This is a genomic window from Streptomyces sp. PH10-H1 (assembly GCF_030063355.1).
In the GTDB taxonomy this organism is placed as follows: Bacteria; Actinomycetota; Actinomycetes; order Streptomycetales; family Streptomycetaceae; genus Actinacidiphila.
The window spans coordinates 14574-29405 of record NZ_JASISZ010000003.1 but is presented as its reverse complement, the minus strand read 5'-3'; the positions used below and the strand labels follow the sequence as shown (position 1 = coordinate 29405).

The following is a 14832-nucleotide window of genomic DNA, read 5'->3' as shown; positions in this document are numbered from 1 at the left end:
CGGCGCGGGCGTACAGGGTGCGTTCGAAGGTGCCGCCGGGTGGCAGTTCCAGCACGGGACCGCCGCGGGACAGGAAGTACAGCGGCCCGCCGGACAGGACCACCAACTCGCCGCGCTCGTACTCCCCGGCGTACGGGGGCTCGTCACCGAGCAGCTGGCAGGGGATCCGCACCGGCCGCCCGGCGGCGATCGCGCGGGCCTTGCCACGCCCGAGCCACACCGGCACGGACAGCACCAGGAAGCACAGGAACGCGCTGAAGGCCGCGTAGGGAAGAACCCCGGTGAAGCCGTCCCACACAGGGATCCTCCGACGGTGGCGCGCCGGCGCGGGGAGAGCCGCCGGCCCGGTGAACGGGTACGTGACAACGGAACACCCCCCGCGGGAGAAGCCTGCCCCGCGAGGGGCGCCGGTGGATGGAGACGTTCCTCACATGCCGATCGGGTGCCGACCTCGGCCGCCGGTCGGATGCGGCCTCACATGCCGATCGGGTGCCAGACGGTCTTGGTCTCCAGGAAGGCCGTGAGGCGGTCGGTACCGGGGTCGGCGGACCAGTCGCCGTCCTGCGCGGCGCGGGGCCGCAGGACGCGCTTGAGGTTGTCGGCCGCGGCGATCTCCAGCTCCTTGGCCAGGCCGGCGTCCGCGCCCGTCAGGTCGATCGCGTTGACGTCCTGATGGGCGGCGAGCGACGGGGTGATCTCCGCCGTGCGCCCCGACAGGATGTTGACGACGCCGCCGGGCAGGTCCGAGGTGGCGAGCACCTCGCCCAGCGACAGCGCGGGCAGCGGCGACTTCTCGCTCGACACGACGACGACCGTGTTGCCGGTGGCGATCGCCGGGGCGATCACGGAGACGAGACCGAGGAAGGATGACGCCTGCGGGGCCACGAGCACCACGACGCCGGTCGGCTCGGGGGTGGAGAGGTTGAAGAACGGTCCGGCGACGGGGTTCGCGGAGCTGACGATCTGGCCGATCTTGTCGGTCCAGCCCGCGTACCAGACCCAGCGGTCTATGGCCGCGTCCACCTGGGCGGCGCCCTTGGACTTCGAGATGCCCTCGGCGGCGGCGACCTCCGCCGTGAACTGCTCGCGGCGGCCCTCCAGCATCTCGGCGACGCGGTAGAGGATCTGGCCGCGGTTGTACGCGGTCGCGCCCGACCAGCCGCCGAACGCCTTGCGGGCGGCGACGACCGCGTCACGCGCGTCCTTGCGCGACGACAGCGGCGCGTTGGCGATCCAGTTGCCCTTGGAGTCGGTCACCTCGTACACCCGCCCGCTCTCGCTGCGGGGGAACTTGCCCCCCACGTAAAGCTTGTACGTCTTGAACACGCTCAGCCGAGTATCAGACATCGAGGTACGCCTCCAGGCCGTGACGGCCGCCTTCGCGGCCGAAGCCCGATTCCTTGTAGCCGCCGAAGGGCGAGGTCGGGTCGAACTTGTTGAACGTATTGGCCCAGACGACGCCCGCCCGGAGCTGGTTCGCCATCCACAGGATGCGCGAGCCCTTCTCCGTCCAGATGCCTGCCGACAGCCCGTACTGCGTGTTGTTGGCCTTCTCGACGGCCTCGGCCGGGGTACGGAAGGTCAGCACGGACAGCACCGGGCCGAAGATCTCCTCGCGGGCGATGCGGTGCGCCTGGGTGACGTTCGTGAAGAGCGTCGGGCGGAACCAGAAGCCGGCGGCGGGGAGCTCGCAGTCCGGCGCCCAGCGCTCGGCGCCCTCGGCCTCGCCGGCCGCGGTGAGCTCGGTGATCCGGGCCAGCTGCTCGGCGGAGTTGATGGCGCCGATGTCGGTGTTCTTGTCCAGCGGGTCACCGACGCGCAGGGTCCGCATCCGGCGCTTGAGCGCGTCCAGCACCTCGTCGGCCACGGACTCCTGGACCAGGAGGCGGGAGCCGGCGCAGCAGACGTGGCCCTGGTTGAAGAAGATGCCGTTGACGATGCCCTCGACGGCCTGGTCGACCGGTGCGTCGTCGAAGACGATGTTGGCGGCCTTGCCGCCCAGCTCCAGCGTCATCCTCTTGTCCGTGCCGGCGATGGAACGCGCGATGGCCTTGCCGACCTCGGTCGAGCCGGTGAAGGCGACCTTGTTGATGTCGGGGTGCTCCACGAGCATCGCGCCGGTGGAGCCGTCGCCGGTGATGATGTTGACGACGCCCTTGGGGAGACCGGCCTGGCGGCAGATGTCCGCGAAGAACAGGGCGCTCAGCGGGGTCGTCTCGGCGGGCTTGAGCACCACCGTGTTGCCCGCGGCGAGCGCCGGGGCGATCTTCCAGGCGAGCATCAGCAGCGGGAAGTTCCACGGGATGATCTGGCCGGCGACTCCCAGCGGGCGCGGGTCGGCACCGTAGCCGGCGTGGCCGAGCTTGTCGGCCCAGCCCGCGTAGTAGAAGAAGTGCGCGGCGACCAGCGGCAGGTCGGTGTCGCGGGTCTCGCGGATCGGCTTGCCGTTGTCCAGTGATTCCAGCACGGCCAGCTCGCGGGAGCGCTCCTGGACGATGCGGGCGATCCTGAAGAGGTACTTGGCGCGCTCGGCGCCCGGCAGTGCGGACCACTTCTCGAACGCCTTGCGGGCGGCCTTCACGGCCCGGTCGACGTCCTCGGCCCCGGCGTGCGCGACCTCGGAGAGGACTTCCTCGCTGCTCGGCGAGACGCTCTTGAAGACCTTGCCGTCGGCGGCCTCGCTGAACTGGCCGTCGATGAAGAGCCCGTACGACGGGGCGATGTCGACGACCGCGCGGGACTCGGGTGCGGGTGCGTATTCAAATGCCATGTCGGTCAGTCCACCGTCACGTAGTCGGGACCGGAGTAGCGGCCGGTGCTGATCTTCTGACGCTGCATCAGCAGATCGTTGAGCAGGCTGGAGGCTCCGAACCGGAACCAGTGGGGGGACAGCCACTCCTCGCCGAGCGTCTCATTGACCATCACGAGGTACTTGATGGCGTCCTTGGTGGTGCGGATGCCGCCGGCCGGCTTCACGCCGACCTGCACACCGACCGCCTCGCGGAAGTCGCGCACGGCCTCCAGCATGAGGAGGGTGTTGGGCGGGGTGGCGTTCACCGCGACCTTGCCGGTGGACGTCTTGATGAAGTCGGCGCCCGCGAGCATCGCGAGCCAGGAGCAGCGGCGGATGTTGTCGTACGTCGCCAGCTCGCCGTTCTCGAAGATCACCTTGAGGTGGGCGGCGCTGCCTCCCCCAGCCTCCGGGGAGGTGCCCCCTGGACGGACGCAGGCCGCCTTGACGGCCCTGATCTCCTCGAAGACCTGCATGTAGCGGCCGGAGAGGAAGGCGCCGCGGTCGATGACCATGTCGATCTCGTCCGCGCCCGCGGCCACCGCGTCGGCGGTGTCGGCGAGCTTCACGGGCATCGCGGTGCGGCCGGCAGGGAAGGCGGTGGCGACGGACGCGACATTGATGCCGGATCCGTGCAGTGCCTCCTTGGCGGTCTTCACCATGTCCGGATAGACACAGATCGCGGCGACCTTGGGGGTCGTGCGGTCGGTGGGATCCGGATGGATGCCCTTGGCGCACAGCGCCCGGACTTTGCCGGGGGTGTCCGCGCCTTCGAGCGTGGTCAGATCGATCATGGAGATCGACAGGTCGATGGCGTAGGACTTCGCCGTCGTCTTGATCGATCGGGTGCCGAGAGTCGCGGCACGGGCTTCGAGGCCGACGGCATCGACACCGGGCAGTCCGTGCAGGAAGCGGCGGAGCGCGGTGTCCGAGGCGGTCACGTCCGCCATCGTCGCCAGCCGGGCCGCGGCTTCTGGGCCGAAAGCGGGAACAGTGGGCATGGTCACCACATCAGCATATCTACGCGCGTAGCGGCCTGTCACCACCACCCCGGGTATTCGTTCGCCGCCGGGCGCTCGGCGCGTGCCGTCGGCGGGGAGGTGTGGGTGGGTGGTGGGCCGGGGGCCGGTCGCTCCGGGGCAGGGGTCCGAAATCGACTATTTACGGGCCTGGCGGCCCACAAATAGCTTGGCTCGGCAGCATTTCGGACCCCCACCCCTGCGCGCCCGTCCCCCTCCGTCCGCTCTCCGCCGCGCGACGGGTGGGACGGAGGGGCGGGTAGGCGCGGAGGGTGGGTGTGGAGGGGCGGGTACGCGCGGGAGGGCGGGTACGGAGGGGCGGGTCCGCCACCCGATGCCGTACCGCAATGTGTGCGCGACCTGGCGCGGGGCGCCCGTCAGGCAGAATCGGGCCTTATGACGAGTTCCGACAATCCCGCGCCGACCCCGCAGCCCGACCGGCCGAAGTACGACGACCGCTCCTACCGGTCGATGGCCGGCATCGTCACCGGTGTGCTGCTGCTGGCACTCTCCCTGTGGCTCGGCGGCGACGCGGTGCTGAGAGGCTCGGGACGCACCCCGTGGCTGACGCTCGCCGGACTGCTGGCGGCCCTGCCGCTGCTGGCGGCCTTCACCATCCGGCCCGCCGTCTACGCGGGCGAGGACCGGCTGCGGATCCGCAATCCGTTCCGGACGATCACCGTGCCGTGGGCGGCGGTGGAGCACCTGCGGGCGGGCTACTCGACCGAGGTCTTCGCAGGTGGCAACCAGTACCAGATGTGGGCGGTCCCCGTGTCCCTGCGGGCCCGCAAGCGGGTCGCCCGGCAGGCGGCCCGCTCGGCGACGGAGACCTCCCGGAAGTATTCCGGAACCGGCGCCCAGGACGGACCGGTGCGCGCCTGGTCCGACCAGGTCGTCGACGAGCTGCGCGAACTCGCGGAAACCAACGCCACCAGGCCAGGCGCACAGGGCGAGGTCAGCGTCCGCTGGGCCTACGAGGTCATCGCCCCGATCGTGACCGGAGTGATCGTCCTCGCCGTCCTGATCGCCATCGGCTGAGCCCATCCGAGCCCATCCGAGCCCGCTGGGCCCCCGGCCCGTCGGCCGCGTCAGGTCGCGGACAAGCGGTATTCGAGTTCGTAGAGGTGCCCCGCCTTCACCATCACGGAGACCTCGATGGGGCGGGCCTCATCGGAGTAGACGACCCGGAAGGTCCGCAGTACACACACCTCGGCAGGCAGCTCCAGAGCGGTGAATTCTTCGGTGGTCGGGGGACGCGCGGAGACTCGGTCGACGAACTCCCGGGGCGGGTAGCCCAGCTCGGCGAGGAGCGTCGGTGATCCGCCGCGGACGCGTCGGCGGTCGGTGAGACGCGTCCCGCGGGCCAGCTCGACCGGGTAGTACGAGTGCACGAGCTCGGCGGGTTCGTCATCGAGCAGCATGAGCCGGGACCGGAGTACGGCGATGCCGCCGTCCGGCAGCCCGAGGGCCCGCGCGACATCACGCGGCGCCGGGACCTCGGCGACGTCGAGGATCCGGGTCGCACCGGTCCGCGACCGCGCTGCCGCCTGCTCCATCCAGCGATCGGGCGCGCCACGTTCCGACGGCGGCATGTACGAGGCCGGGACGATGGTGTGGTTCGGCTGCTCACGGACGAAGACCCCCTTGCCGGGGTGCCCCACGGCGAAGCCCTCGGCCTTCAGGACCTGGAGCGCCTTCTGCACAGTGGTGCCGACGACGCTGAACTCCTCCATGAGCTGCTGGGTCGAGGGCAGCTTGCTGCCCGGCTCCAAGCGGCCCGCCATGATCCGGTCGCGCAGTTGTGCGGCGATCTGCTGGTGGGCGGGCCGGGGGTCACTCCAGCGGGGCATGCGTCAGCCGAGCCGAAGCCGGTAGCGCAGCACCCGATCGCTTGCGGTCATGGTCATCACGCAGGCCTCCATCGGTTCACCGTCACCGGAGAGGATAAGCCGCGACAGAAGCATCACCGGCTCCCGGTCGTCGAGTTGAAGCGCCTCCCGTTCGGCTGCGGTCGGCATGCGCGCGATGACCGCCTCCTCGACGCGCCCCGCCATGTAGCCGAGCCGGGCGAGCAGCGTGACCGCTCCTCCAGGCACCTTCTTCGGCTCGGCGAGCCTGGTGCCGGCCGCGATACCGGCCGGGTAGTACGAGTCGGCGGGTTCTACCTCTGATCTTGCGCGGTGCTCCGCCCTTTGGGGCGGGGGTGAAGCGCATCCTTGGCCTGGAGGCGCGAGGCGCCGGAGTTCCGTGTGCCTCCGGGGTAACGGTCAGGATGTTGGGCGTTGCTGGTTCTCGATGTACTGGCGGACGACGGTGAGCGGTGCGCCGCCGCAGGACCCGGCGAAGTAGGACCCGGACCAGAAGTGTCCGCCCCACAGGTACCGGCGGACGTGGCTGTCGTACTCCTGGCGCAGGCGTCGTGAGCTGACGCCCTTGAGGGAGTTGACGAGCTTGGAGAGCTGGACCTTGGGCGGGTAGTGCACCAGTAGGTGGATGTGGTCCTGTTCGCCGTTGAACTGCTTCAGCTCGGCTTCGAAGTCGGCGCAGACCTCCCGCATGATCTCCTCGCATCTGGTCAGCATGGCGTCGGTGAACGCCTTGCGTCGGTACTTGGTGACGAAAACCAAGTGGACATGCAGGTTGTAGACGACGTGGCGTCCAGTGCGTACATCGGGATTTGGATTCCACCGTGGTGACATAAGCCAACTGTAGTACGATCATGGGTATGCAGCTCCGGTACTCGTTCCGGATATACCCGACCGCAGGTCAGCGTTCGTCGCTGGCCCGCGCGTCCGGATGTGCCCGGGTCGTTTTCAACGATGCGCTTCGCATCCGTGAGGACGCCCGTGCGGAGGAGTTGCCGTTCGTCACCGCAGCCGGGCTGTCCAAGCGGCTGACCGCGAGCAAGAAGACTCCCGAGCGTGCTTGGCTCGGTGAAGTGTCGTCCGTGGTCCGGCAACAGTCCCTTCGGGATCTGGAAACCGACCTGCGGGTTCAGGGACGGCCCCAAGCCCCTGAACGTCCGCGAATGGACGTGCCAGGAATGCGGCACCGTCCACGACCGGGACGTGAACGCGGCCCGCAACATCCGAACCGAAGGATCCAAGGCCGCCGCCGGACAGGCGGAGACCCAAAACGCCCGTGGAGCACAGGTAAGACCGGAACCTGTTCCGACACAGCGCGATGAAGCACGAACCCACCCAAACACCGCGCCATCCGTGCGCGGCACGGAGGGAATCACCGCCCTTTAGGGCGGAGAGGATGTCAAAGGGATGTCGTCGAGCAGGATCAGGCGTCAGATCCCGGCCGCCGCCGCCAGGTCCGTCTTGAGGGCGGCGAGCACCGCGTCCGCCGTGGCACGGGCGCCGGTGAGGGTGTTGGCGGAGGTGACGGGGACGACGACCTCCAGGTAGCACTTCAGCTTGGGCTCGGTGCCGCTCGGGCGCACGATCACCCGCGCGGACTCGACACCGGACGCCGCGTCGCCCGCCAGCGAGTAGCGCAGCCCGTCCGTGGGCGGGAGCTGCTCGGTGCCTTCGGCGAGGTCCTCGGCGGAGACGACGTCGAGTCCCGCGAGGACCGTCGGGGTCTTCTCGCGCAGCCGCGTCATGGCGTCGCCGATCAGCGAGAGGTCGGCGACCCGCGCCGAGAGCTGGTCGGTGGCGTGCAGGCCGTGTTCCAGGGCGAGGTCGTCCAGCAGGTCGTCGAGGGTGCGGCGGGTCTCCTTCAGGCTCGCGGCCAGCTCGGCGATCATCAGGGCGGCGGTGATGCCGTCCTTGTCGCGTACGCCGCCGGGGTCGACGCAGTAGCCCAGCGCCTCCTCGTAGCCGTAGCGCAGGCCCTCCACACGGGCGATCCACTTGAAGCCGGTGAGGGTGTCCTCGTAGGGCAGCCCGGCAGCGGCGGCGATCTTCGAGAGGAGCGAGGACGACACGATGGAGGCGGCGAACGTGCCGGCCGCGTGCTTGTGCACCAGGTGGACGGCGAGCAGCGCGCCGACCTCGTCGCCGCGCAGCATCCGCCAGCCGGACGCCGAGGAACGGTCCGGGACGGCGACGGCGCAGCGGTCGGCGTCCGGGTCGTTGGCGATCACGATGTCGGGGCCGATCGACCGCGCGGTCTTGAACGCCAGGTCCATGGCCCCCGGCTCCTCCGGGTTGGGGAAGGCCACGGTCGGGAAGTCCGGGTCGGGCTCCGCCTGCTCGGCGACGGGCGTCGGCGCCGGGAATCCGGCCCGCGCGAAGGCCGCCGTCAGCACCTCTCGGCCCACGCCGTGCAGCGGTGTGTAGACCACGGACAGGTCGCGCGGCCCGTCCGGCGCCACTACGCCTGCCGCGCGCTCCAGGTACGCGTCGATGACGTCATCGCCGAGGACGTCCCAGCCGTCCGTGCCGTCCGGGGTCAGGGGTACGTCGGCGAGCGCGCCGATCGCCTCGATCTGCGCGGCGATCTCCGTGTCGGCGGGAGGCACGATCTGGGAGCCGTCGCCCAGGTACACCTTGTAGCCGTTGTCCTGCGGCGGATTGTGGCTCGCGGTCACCATGACCCCCGCCACCGAGCCGAGATGTCGTATGGCGAACGCGAGCACGGGGGTGGGCAGCGGACGCGGCAGCAGCGCCGCCCGCAGGCCCGCGCCGGTCATCACGGCTGCCGTGTCGCGCGCGAAGTCGTACGACTTGTGCCGTGCGTCGTAGCCGATGACGACCAGGCCGCCGGTCTGTCCCTGGGCCTTCAGATAGCCCGCGAGACCGGCTGCGGCCCGGATCACGACCGAACGGTTCATGCGCATCGGGCCGGCCCCGATCTCGCCGCGCAGCCCGGCCGTGCCGAACTGGAGGGTCCCGGCGAACCGGTCCTCAAGACCGGCCACCGCCGCCGCGTCGCCGGCCTCCGCCGCCGTCAGGAGTGCCTCCAGCTCGGCCCGGGTGTCCGGGTCCGGATCCTCGCTCAGCCAGGTGCGCGCGGCGTGCGTGAGCTGAGTCCTGTCGGTTCCCATGTGAGCTCCTGATCGGGGAGGGGAGGGTTGCGTACGGAACGGGCCGGGTCGGCCACAAGCCTGCCCAGCGGCGGGGGGAATTCGCTGCTCGGCCGCAGTTGAGGCCGGTTGCAGGCTGGATGTCCAGCCCGGGCGGACTGGTTTTCAGCCCCGCCCGCGGTTTGGGGCGCCGGACAGTCCGGCCGGCGTTTGAATCCGCCTGCCGGACGCCGTCCTACAGGCGGCCGAGGACCTGGCCCAGGAGGCTGCCCATGCGCGTAGCGGATTCGCGGCCGGCTTCGAGGACTTCTTCGTGGTTGAGCGGAGCGCCCGTCATGCCTGCTGCCAGGTTGGTGACGAGGGAGATGCCGAGCACCTCGGCACCGGCCTCGCGGGCGGCGATGGCCTCCAGGGTGGTGGACATGCCGACGAGGTCGCCGCCGATGGCGCGGACCATGCCGATCTCTGCCGGGGTCTCGTAGTGCGGGCCGGGCAGCTGTACGTAGACGCCCTCCTCCAGGGTGGGGTCGACCTCCTTGCACAGGGCGCGCAGCCGCGGGGAGTACAGGTCGGTGAGGTCCACGAAGTTCGCGCCGACGATCGGCGAGGTGGCCGTCATGTTGATGTGGTCGCTGATCAGGACCGGCTGGCCGGGGCGGAAGTTCGGGCGCAGCCCGCCGCAGCCGTTGGTGAGGACGACGGTCTTGCAGCCCGCGGCGACGGCGGTGCGGACGCCGTGCACGACGGTGGCCACGCCGCGGCCCTCGTAGAGGTGGTTGCGGCCGAGGAAGACGAGGGCGCGGACGCCGTTGATCGTGACCGAGCGGACCTTGCCGGAGTGTCCGGCGACGGCGGGGGGCGGGAAGCCCGGCAGCTCGGTGATCGGGAATTCGGCGTCGGCGCTGCCGAGCTCATCGGCGGCGGGGACCCAGCCCGAGCCCATGACAAGGGCGACGTCGTGGGTCTCGGCGCCGGTGAGCTCGCGCAGGCGGGCGGCGGCGGCGTCGGCGGCGCCGTAAGGGTCGGGGTTAGCGAAAGCGTTCACGCGGACGAGGGTATCCGGTTCCGGCCTACGCGCGTAGACGTCCCAGCGGAGCGCCCCCCGGATTTCGGATGATCCGCTGATTGACGTCCCTGCCGGAGGTAGGTCAGGACGGCGGCGGGTCGGCGGCCGGGAAGGGCTGTGGCGGCTCAGCAGGGCCGCTTGCGCAGCTCCATCACATAGTCGTGGGGCGCGCCGCACGATTCGGCGGCGTCCGCGATCTCACCGAGATAGCGGGCATTGGGCAGGCCGCCCTCGTAATCGTTCAGCACATATGTCCAGGCGGCGACCTCGCCGTCCAGGGTGTGCACGCGCACGGTCGTGCGCCGGTAGATGCTGAGCGGTACGCCCTCCCAGCGGTCCATCGACTCCTCGTCGATGGGCGCGATGTCGTACAGCCCGACGAAGACCTGCCGCAGCGGGTCCTCGACAAGGGTCGCCAGGGCGCCTTCCCAGCCCATCTGCTCACCGCCGAAGGTGAGCCGCCAGCCGTCCAGCCAGCCGGTGCCGCGCAGCGGGGAGTGGGGGGCGCGGCGGGTCATGAGCCGCGCGTCGAGGTTGCCGGCGTAGGCGGCGTAGAGCGACATGATGACGAGAGTACGGGAGGGAGGTGAGCCCCCTGTAAGTGAACGCTTGGCGCGTGCGGGACAATGGGGTACGTGACTCGGATCGTGATCATTGGCGGCGGACCCGGCGGATATGAGGCGGCGCTTGTCGCGTCGCAGCTCGGCGCGGAGGTGACCGTCGTCGACTGCGACGGTCTGGGCGGGGCGTCGGTGCTCACCGACTGCGTCCCGTCGAAGACTTTGATTGCCACCGCTGAGGTGATGACCACCTTCGACTCCTCGTACGAAGAGCTGGGAATCATCGTCGCGGACGACACCCCGCCGCTGGAGCAGGCGGCGCGTGTGGTGGGCGTGGACCTGGGCAAGGTGAACCGGCGGGTGAAGCGGCTCGCGCTGGCCCAGTCGCACGACATCACCGCCTCCGTCACCCGTGCGGGTGCACGGGTGATGCGCGGTCGCGGCCGGCTGGAGGGCTGCCAGACCGCAGGCGGCACCCGGTGTGTCGTGGTCGAGGCCGCGGACGGCACGTCGGAGACGCTGACGGCCGACGCGGTGCTGATCGCGACCGGCGCCCGCCCCCGCGAGCTGGCCGACGCGCTGCCGGACGGCGAGCGGATCCTGAACTGGACGCAGGTCTACGACCTGGAGGAGCTCCCCGAGGAGCTCATCGTGGTGGGCTCCGGCGTGACCGGTGCGGAGTTCGCCGGGGCGTACCAGGCGCTCGGCTCCAAGGTGACACTCGTCTCATCGCGCGACCGCGTGCTGCCGGGCGAGGACCCGGACGCCGCCGCCGTGCTGGAGGACGTCTTCCGCCGCCGCGGCATGAACGTGATGGCGCGCTCGCGCGCCGAGTCCGCCAAGCGGGTCGGCGACCGGGTGGAGGTCACCCTGGCGGACGGCCGGGTCATCACCGGCTCGCACTGCCTGATGGCCGTCGGCGCGATTCCGAACACCACCGGCATGGGTCTGGAGGAGGCGGGCGTCAAGCTCAAGGACTCCGGCCACATCTGGACCGACAAGGTCTCCCGCACCTCCGCGCCCGGCGTGTACGCGGCCGGTGACGTCACCGGCGTCTTCGCCCTCGCCTCGGTCGCCGCCATGCAGGGCCGGATCGCGATGTACCACTTCCTGGGCGACGCGGTCGCGCCGCTCAACCTCAAGACGGTCTCCTCGAACGTCTTCACCGACCCGGAGATCGCCACCGTCGGCTACACCCAGGCAGACGTCGACAGCGGCCGGATCGACGCCCGCTGCGTCAAGCTGCCGCTGCTGCGCAACCCGCGCGCCAAGATGCAGGGCATCCGCGACGGCTTCGTCAAGCTGTTCTGCCGGCCGGGCACCGGGATCGTCGTCGGCGGGGTCGTCGTGTCGCCGCGCGCCAGTGAGCTGATCCACCCCATCTCGATCGCGGTCGACAACAACCTGACGGTGGAGCAGATCGCGAACGCGTTCACCGTCTACCCGTCCCTGTCGGGTTCGATCGCCGAGGTGGCCCGCCAGCTCCACACCCGCAAGACCGCCAGCGAGCTGTAGGGCCTGCCCGCTGCTACCACTCAGTGGTCTCTTTTGTGCACGACTTCGGTTAAGTGGCGCAAAGTGCTGAAAGCAGACGGTCGTTGGCGTTACTGTCAGTTTCGTGTTCGCAGCAGAACGTCGTCAACTGATCCTCGAAATGGTGCGGGCTAACGGAGCGGTATCGCTCCGGGAGCTCGCCCGTGTCGTCCAGACCTCCGAAGTGACCGTGCGGCGGGACGTGCGCGCGTTGGAGGCCGAAGGACTGCTCGACCGCCGGCATGGCGGTGCGGTGCTGCCGGGTGGCTTCACCAGGGAATCCGGCTTTCCGCAGAAATCCCATCTAGCGACCGCGGAGAAGACGGCCATCGCCGATCTCGCGGCCGGGCTCGTCGAAGAGGGCGAGGCCATCGTGGTCGGCGCCGGGACCACCACGCAGGAGCTGGCCCGCCGGCTCGCGCGGATTCCCGGACTGACCGTCGTCACCAACTCCCTGCTGGTGGCGCAGGCGCTGGCGCACGCGAACCGGGTCGAGGTCGTCATGACCGGTGGCACGCTGCGCGGTTCCAACTACGGCCTGGTCGGGAGCGGTGCCGAGCAGTCCCTCCAGGGGCTGCGGGTGTCGCGGGCCTTCCTGTCGGGCGCGGGGCTGACCGCGGAACGCGGTCTGTCGACGTCCAACATGCTCTGCGCGAGCGTCGACCGGGCGCTGGTGCAGGCGGCGGCTGAGGTCGTCGTCCTGGCCGACCACACCAAACTGGGCTCGGACACCATGTTCCAGACCGTGCCCACCGATCTGATCACTCATCTGGTGACGGACGAACCGCCGCCCGGTGACGATCGCAGCGCGACCGAGCTCCAGGCGCTCGCCGACCGGGGCGTGCAGGTCGCCGTCGCGTCCCTTGTCGGGGCCGACGCCATCGCGGCCGGGCGGCCGCGCCGCGAGATGCCCGCTCCCCGGCGGCGTCAGCACCCGGGGCAGCCGTCGCTGCGCGCCGCGCCGATCGTGGCCGACCAGCAGGCTGCCAGGATCGCCGACCTGCGGCGCCGTTAGGGGCGGCCGCAGGGGAGAGCCGGGCCCGCCAGGGCCCGGTGGTCAGCTCCGGTGGTCAGCTCCGGTGGTCAGCTCCGTGCGGCGGTCGCGGGGGTGCGCAGGCCGTACAGGGCCAGTTCCATCAGCCGGTCGAAGATCGCCCGGTCCTGCGGGTCCTTCTCGGCCACCAGCACAATCGCGTTCGTCAGCTTGAGCAGGTCGGCGATGGTGGCGTCCTCGCGTACCTCACCGGCCCGCTGGGCGCGTTCGAGCAGCGCCCCGCCCGCCGCTCGCAGCGGGTACTTGCACGCGGCCATCTTCGTGTCGTCCGCGGCCATGATGGCCGCCGACAGCCCGCGGTACGCGGTGGAGTGGACGGCGACCATGCGCAGCCACCGGATGAGCGCCTCGGTGGGTGAGTCCGCCGTCAGCAGCTCCTTGGCGCGCACCGTGAGCAGCTCGACCTCCTGCTCGAAGACCGCGTTCATCAGCGCGTAGCGGTCGGGGAAGTGCCGGTAGAGGGTGCCGATGCCGACGCCGGCGTGGCGTGCGATGTCCTCCAGCGACGCGTCGGTGCCGTGCACGATGAAGGCCTGTCGGGCCTCCACCAGCAACCGGTCGTAGTTGCGCTGCGCGTCTGCCCGCATCGCCACCTGCCTCCCAAGGTCCGGATCCCGGAATCCCAGGATCCCAGAATGACATTGTAGAACCGGAGGTGCCCTCCGCATAGTTTACGGAGGCACCCTCCGCTTCTGCTCTCCTTCTGGAGGCCTCTTCATCATGTCCACGTCCCTGCGCACGGCCCCCGTCATCGCCCCGGCTCCGCCCCGCCGGCATCTCCTCGCGCTCTCCGCCATCGTCGGCACCCAGCTGATGCTGCTGCTGGACGCGACGGTGGTGAATGTTGCCCTGCCCGGCATAGGCTCCGACCTGGGCTTCTCCTCCACCAGCATGTCTTGGATACTGAATGTCTACATCCTCGCCTTCGGTGGCCTGCTGCTGCTCGGCAGCCGGATCGGCGACCTCATCGGGCGCCGCCGCGCCCTGATCATCGGGGTGCTGGCCTTCACCGCCGCCTCGGTCGCCGGGGGGCCACCGACGCGACCCTGCTGCTCGTCTCCCGCGGCGCTCAGGGCGCCGCCGCCGCACTGGCCGCTCCCAGCACTCTTGCCCTGCTGACCACGACCTTCACCGAGGGAACCGAGCGCAACCGCGCGCTCAGCGTGTTCTCCGCGATCTCCGGCGCCGGATCCGCCGTCGGCCTCATCGTGGGCGGCATGCTCACCGAATGGGGCTCCTGGCGGTGGGTGTTCTTCATCAACATCCCCGTCGGCATCGCCATCGCCGCCCTCGCCCCGCGCTACGTCGCCGAGACGGCACGCCATCCCGGCGGCCGGCGTCGACCGGCGCCCTGCTCTCCCTCAGCGGGACGCTGTGGCTCACGCAGCTCGGCGCCGGAACCGGCTACGCGGGAGCGCTGCTCGGGCCGCTGGCGCTGATCGGGGTGGGCGTCGGCTTCACGATGATGCCGCTCAGCACCCTCATCCTGTCCGGGGTCCAGGCACGGGACACCGGGTCGGCCTCGGGGCTGCTGCAGACGATGCAGCAGATCGGCGGCAGCCTGGGCCTGTCGATCCTCGTCACCGTATTCGGCACGGCGTCCCGGCACGCCGGCGGCGATGCCGGGGAGGTCTTCACGGCGGGCGCCACGGCGGCCTTCGCGGCCGCCGCCGTCTTCACCGGCCTCGCCCTGCTGCTCGTCCTGGCTGTACGGACACCCCAGCGGCAGTCCGGGCGCCGGTCCGCGCTGCGGTCCGCGGGCCGCGGCTGAACCCGGCGCGGCCGGACGCGGCCGGGGCCGGCGTGGCTGAGCGCTGAGCAGCGAAATGCCGGG

16 protein-coding genes and 2 pseudogenes are annotated in these 14832 nt (G+C 70.6%); 8 read left to right on the top strand and 10 right to left on the bottom strand.

Features of this window, described 5'->3' with window-relative positions; all coding sequences use genetic code 11:
* Positions 1-474: 474 nt before the first annotated feature.
* From QMK24_RS02765 to deoC, 3 genes are read right to left on the bottom strand one after another with little or no spacing between them, the layout of a single operon-like run.
* Positions 475-1347 carry an aldehyde dehydrogenase family protein gene (locus QMK24_RS02765; protein WP_283463425.1) on the bottom strand — a complete coding sequence of 291 codons (873 nt, stop codon included), beginning with the start codon at positions 1345-1347 and terminating at the stop codon, positions 475-477.
* Entirely contained in the window at positions 1340-2770 is a 1431-nt protein-coding gene (locus QMK24_RS02760; protein WP_283463424.1) for an aldehyde dehydrogenase family protein, read from the bottom strand. The genes QMK24_RS02765 and QMK24_RS02760 overlap by 8 nt, the downstream gene beginning before the upstream one ends.
* Before the next feature lie 5 nt (positions 2771-2775).
* Positions 2776-3792 carry a deoxyribose-phosphate aldolase gene (deoC, locus tag QMK24_RS02755; protein ID WP_283463632.1) on the bottom strand — a complete coding sequence of 339 codons (1017 nt, stop codon included), beginning with the start codon at positions 3790-3792 and terminating at the stop codon, positions 2776-2778.
* A gap of 414 nt (positions 3793-4206) precedes the next feature.
* Between deoC and QMK24_RS02750 the strand changes: the two genes are divergently transcribed.
* Positions 4207-4848: a PH domain-containing protein gene (locus QMK24_RS02750; protein WP_283463423.1), complete on the top strand. Its 642-nt coding sequence runs from the start codon at positions 4207-4209 to the stop codon at positions 4846-4848.
* 50 nt (positions 4849-4898) lie between these two features.
* On the opposite strand, the gene QMK24_RS02745 is transcribed toward QMK24_RS02750, so the two are convergent.
* From QMK24_RS02745 to tnpA, 3 genes and pseudogenes are all read right to left on the bottom strand, one after another.
* Entirely contained in the window at positions 4899-5660 is a 762-nt protein-coding gene (locus QMK24_RS02745) for a GntR family transcriptional regulator (protein WP_283463422.1), read from the bottom strand.
* 3 nt (positions 5661-5663) lie between these two features.
* Positions 5664-5951 (bottom strand): annotated as a pseudogene (locus QMK24_RS02740) (UTRA domain-containing protein); the annotation flags it as partial.
* Between the two features lie 126 nt (positions 5952-6077).
* Positions 6078-6509: an IS200/IS605 family transposase gene (gene tnpA / locus QMK24_RS02735; RefSeq protein WP_283463421.1), complete on the bottom strand. Its 432-nt coding sequence runs from the start codon at positions 6507-6509 to the stop codon at positions 6078-6080.
* A gap of 20 nt (positions 6510-6529) precedes the next feature.
* On the opposite strand from tnpA, the pseudogene QMK24_RS41660 reads away from it, so the two are divergent.
* Both QMK24_RS41660 and QMK24_RS41655 read left to right on the top strand, forming a co-directional pair.
* A pseudogene (locus QMK24_RS41660) lies at positions 6530-6607 on the top strand (helix-turn-helix domain-containing protein); the annotation flags it as partial.
* A gap of 124 nt (positions 6608-6731) precedes the next feature.
* The gene (locus QMK24_RS41655) at positions 6732-7061 is read left to right on the top strand and encodes a zinc ribbon domain-containing protein (protein WP_502989138.1); all 330 of its coding nucleotides are present in this window, start codon (positions 6732-6734) and stop codon (positions 7059-7061) included.
* Positions 7062-7105: 44 nt separating this feature from the next.
* Here QMK24_RS41655 and QMK24_RS02725 read toward each other — a convergent pair whose 3' ends face one another.
* The 3 genes from QMK24_RS02725 to QMK24_RS02715 all read right to left on the bottom strand — a co-directional run bounded on the left by QMK24_RS02725 (position 7106) and on the right by QMK24_RS02715 (position 10414).
* Positions 7106-8806, bottom strand: a complete 1701-nt coding sequence (locus QMK24_RS02725; RefSeq protein WP_283463420.1) for a phospho-sugar mutase — start codon at positions 8804-8806, stop codon at positions 7106-7108.
* Between the two features lie 214 nt (positions 8807-9020).
* Positions 9021-9830: a purine-nucleoside phosphorylase gene (locus tag QMK24_RS02720; protein WP_283463419.1), complete on the bottom strand. Its 810-nt coding sequence runs from the start codon at positions 9828-9830 to the stop codon at positions 9021-9023.
* 146 nt (positions 9831-9976) lie between these two features.
* A complete protein-coding gene (locus QMK24_RS02715) occupies positions 9977-10414 on the bottom strand; it encodes a gamma-glutamylcyclotransferase family protein (protein ID WP_138352192.1) in 438 nt (145 codons plus the stop codon).
* Positions 10415-10477: 63 nt separating this feature from the next.
* Here QMK24_RS02715 and QMK24_RS02710 point away from each other — a divergent pair, with 63 nt between their 5' ends.
* Both QMK24_RS02710 and QMK24_RS02705 read left to right on the top strand, forming a co-directional pair.
* Complete coding sequence (locus QMK24_RS02710) at positions 10478-11926, top strand: NAD(P)H-quinone dehydrogenase (RefSeq protein WP_283463418.1); 1449 nt, start codon at positions 10478-10480, stop codon at positions 11924-11926.
* Between the two features lie 103 nt (positions 11927-12029).
* Positions 12030-12959 (top strand): DeoR/GlpR family DNA-binding transcription regulator, encoded by a 930-nt coding sequence (locus QMK24_RS02705; RefSeq protein ID WP_283463417.1) that lies wholly within the window; start codon positions 12030-12032, stop codon positions 12957-12959.
* Positions 12960-13027: 68 nt separating this feature from the next.
* Here QMK24_RS02705 and QMK24_RS02700 read toward each other — a convergent pair whose 3' ends face one another.
* Complete coding sequence (locus tag QMK24_RS02700; protein WP_283463416.1) at positions 13028-13585, bottom strand: TetR/AcrR family transcriptional regulator; 558 nt, start codon at positions 13583-13585, stop codon at positions 13028-13030.
* Between the two features lie 133 nt (positions 13586-13718).
* Between QMK24_RS02700 and QMK24_RS02695 the strand changes: the two genes are divergently transcribed.
* Genes QMK24_RS02695 through QMK24_RS02685 form a run of 3 tightly spaced genes read left to right on the top strand, consistent with a single transcriptional unit; the run spans position 13719 to position 14769 of the window.
* Positions 13719-14117 (top strand): MFS transporter, encoded by a 399-nt coding sequence (locus QMK24_RS02695; RefSeq protein WP_283463415.1) that lies wholly within the window; start codon positions 13719-13721, stop codon positions 14115-14117.
* Positions 14045-14437 carry an MFS transporter gene (locus QMK24_RS02690; protein ID WP_283463631.1) on the top strand — a complete coding sequence of 131 codons (393 nt, stop codon included), beginning with the start codon at positions 14045-14047 and terminating at the stop codon, positions 14435-14437. The genes QMK24_RS02695 and QMK24_RS02690 overlap by 73 nt, the downstream gene beginning before the upstream one ends.
* Before the next feature lie 5 nt (positions 14438-14442).
* A complete protein-coding gene (locus QMK24_RS02685; RefSeq protein WP_283463414.1) occupies positions 14443-14769 on the top strand; it encodes a hypothetical protein in 327 nt (108 codons plus the stop codon).
* Positions 14770-14832 lie beyond the last annotated feature (63 nt).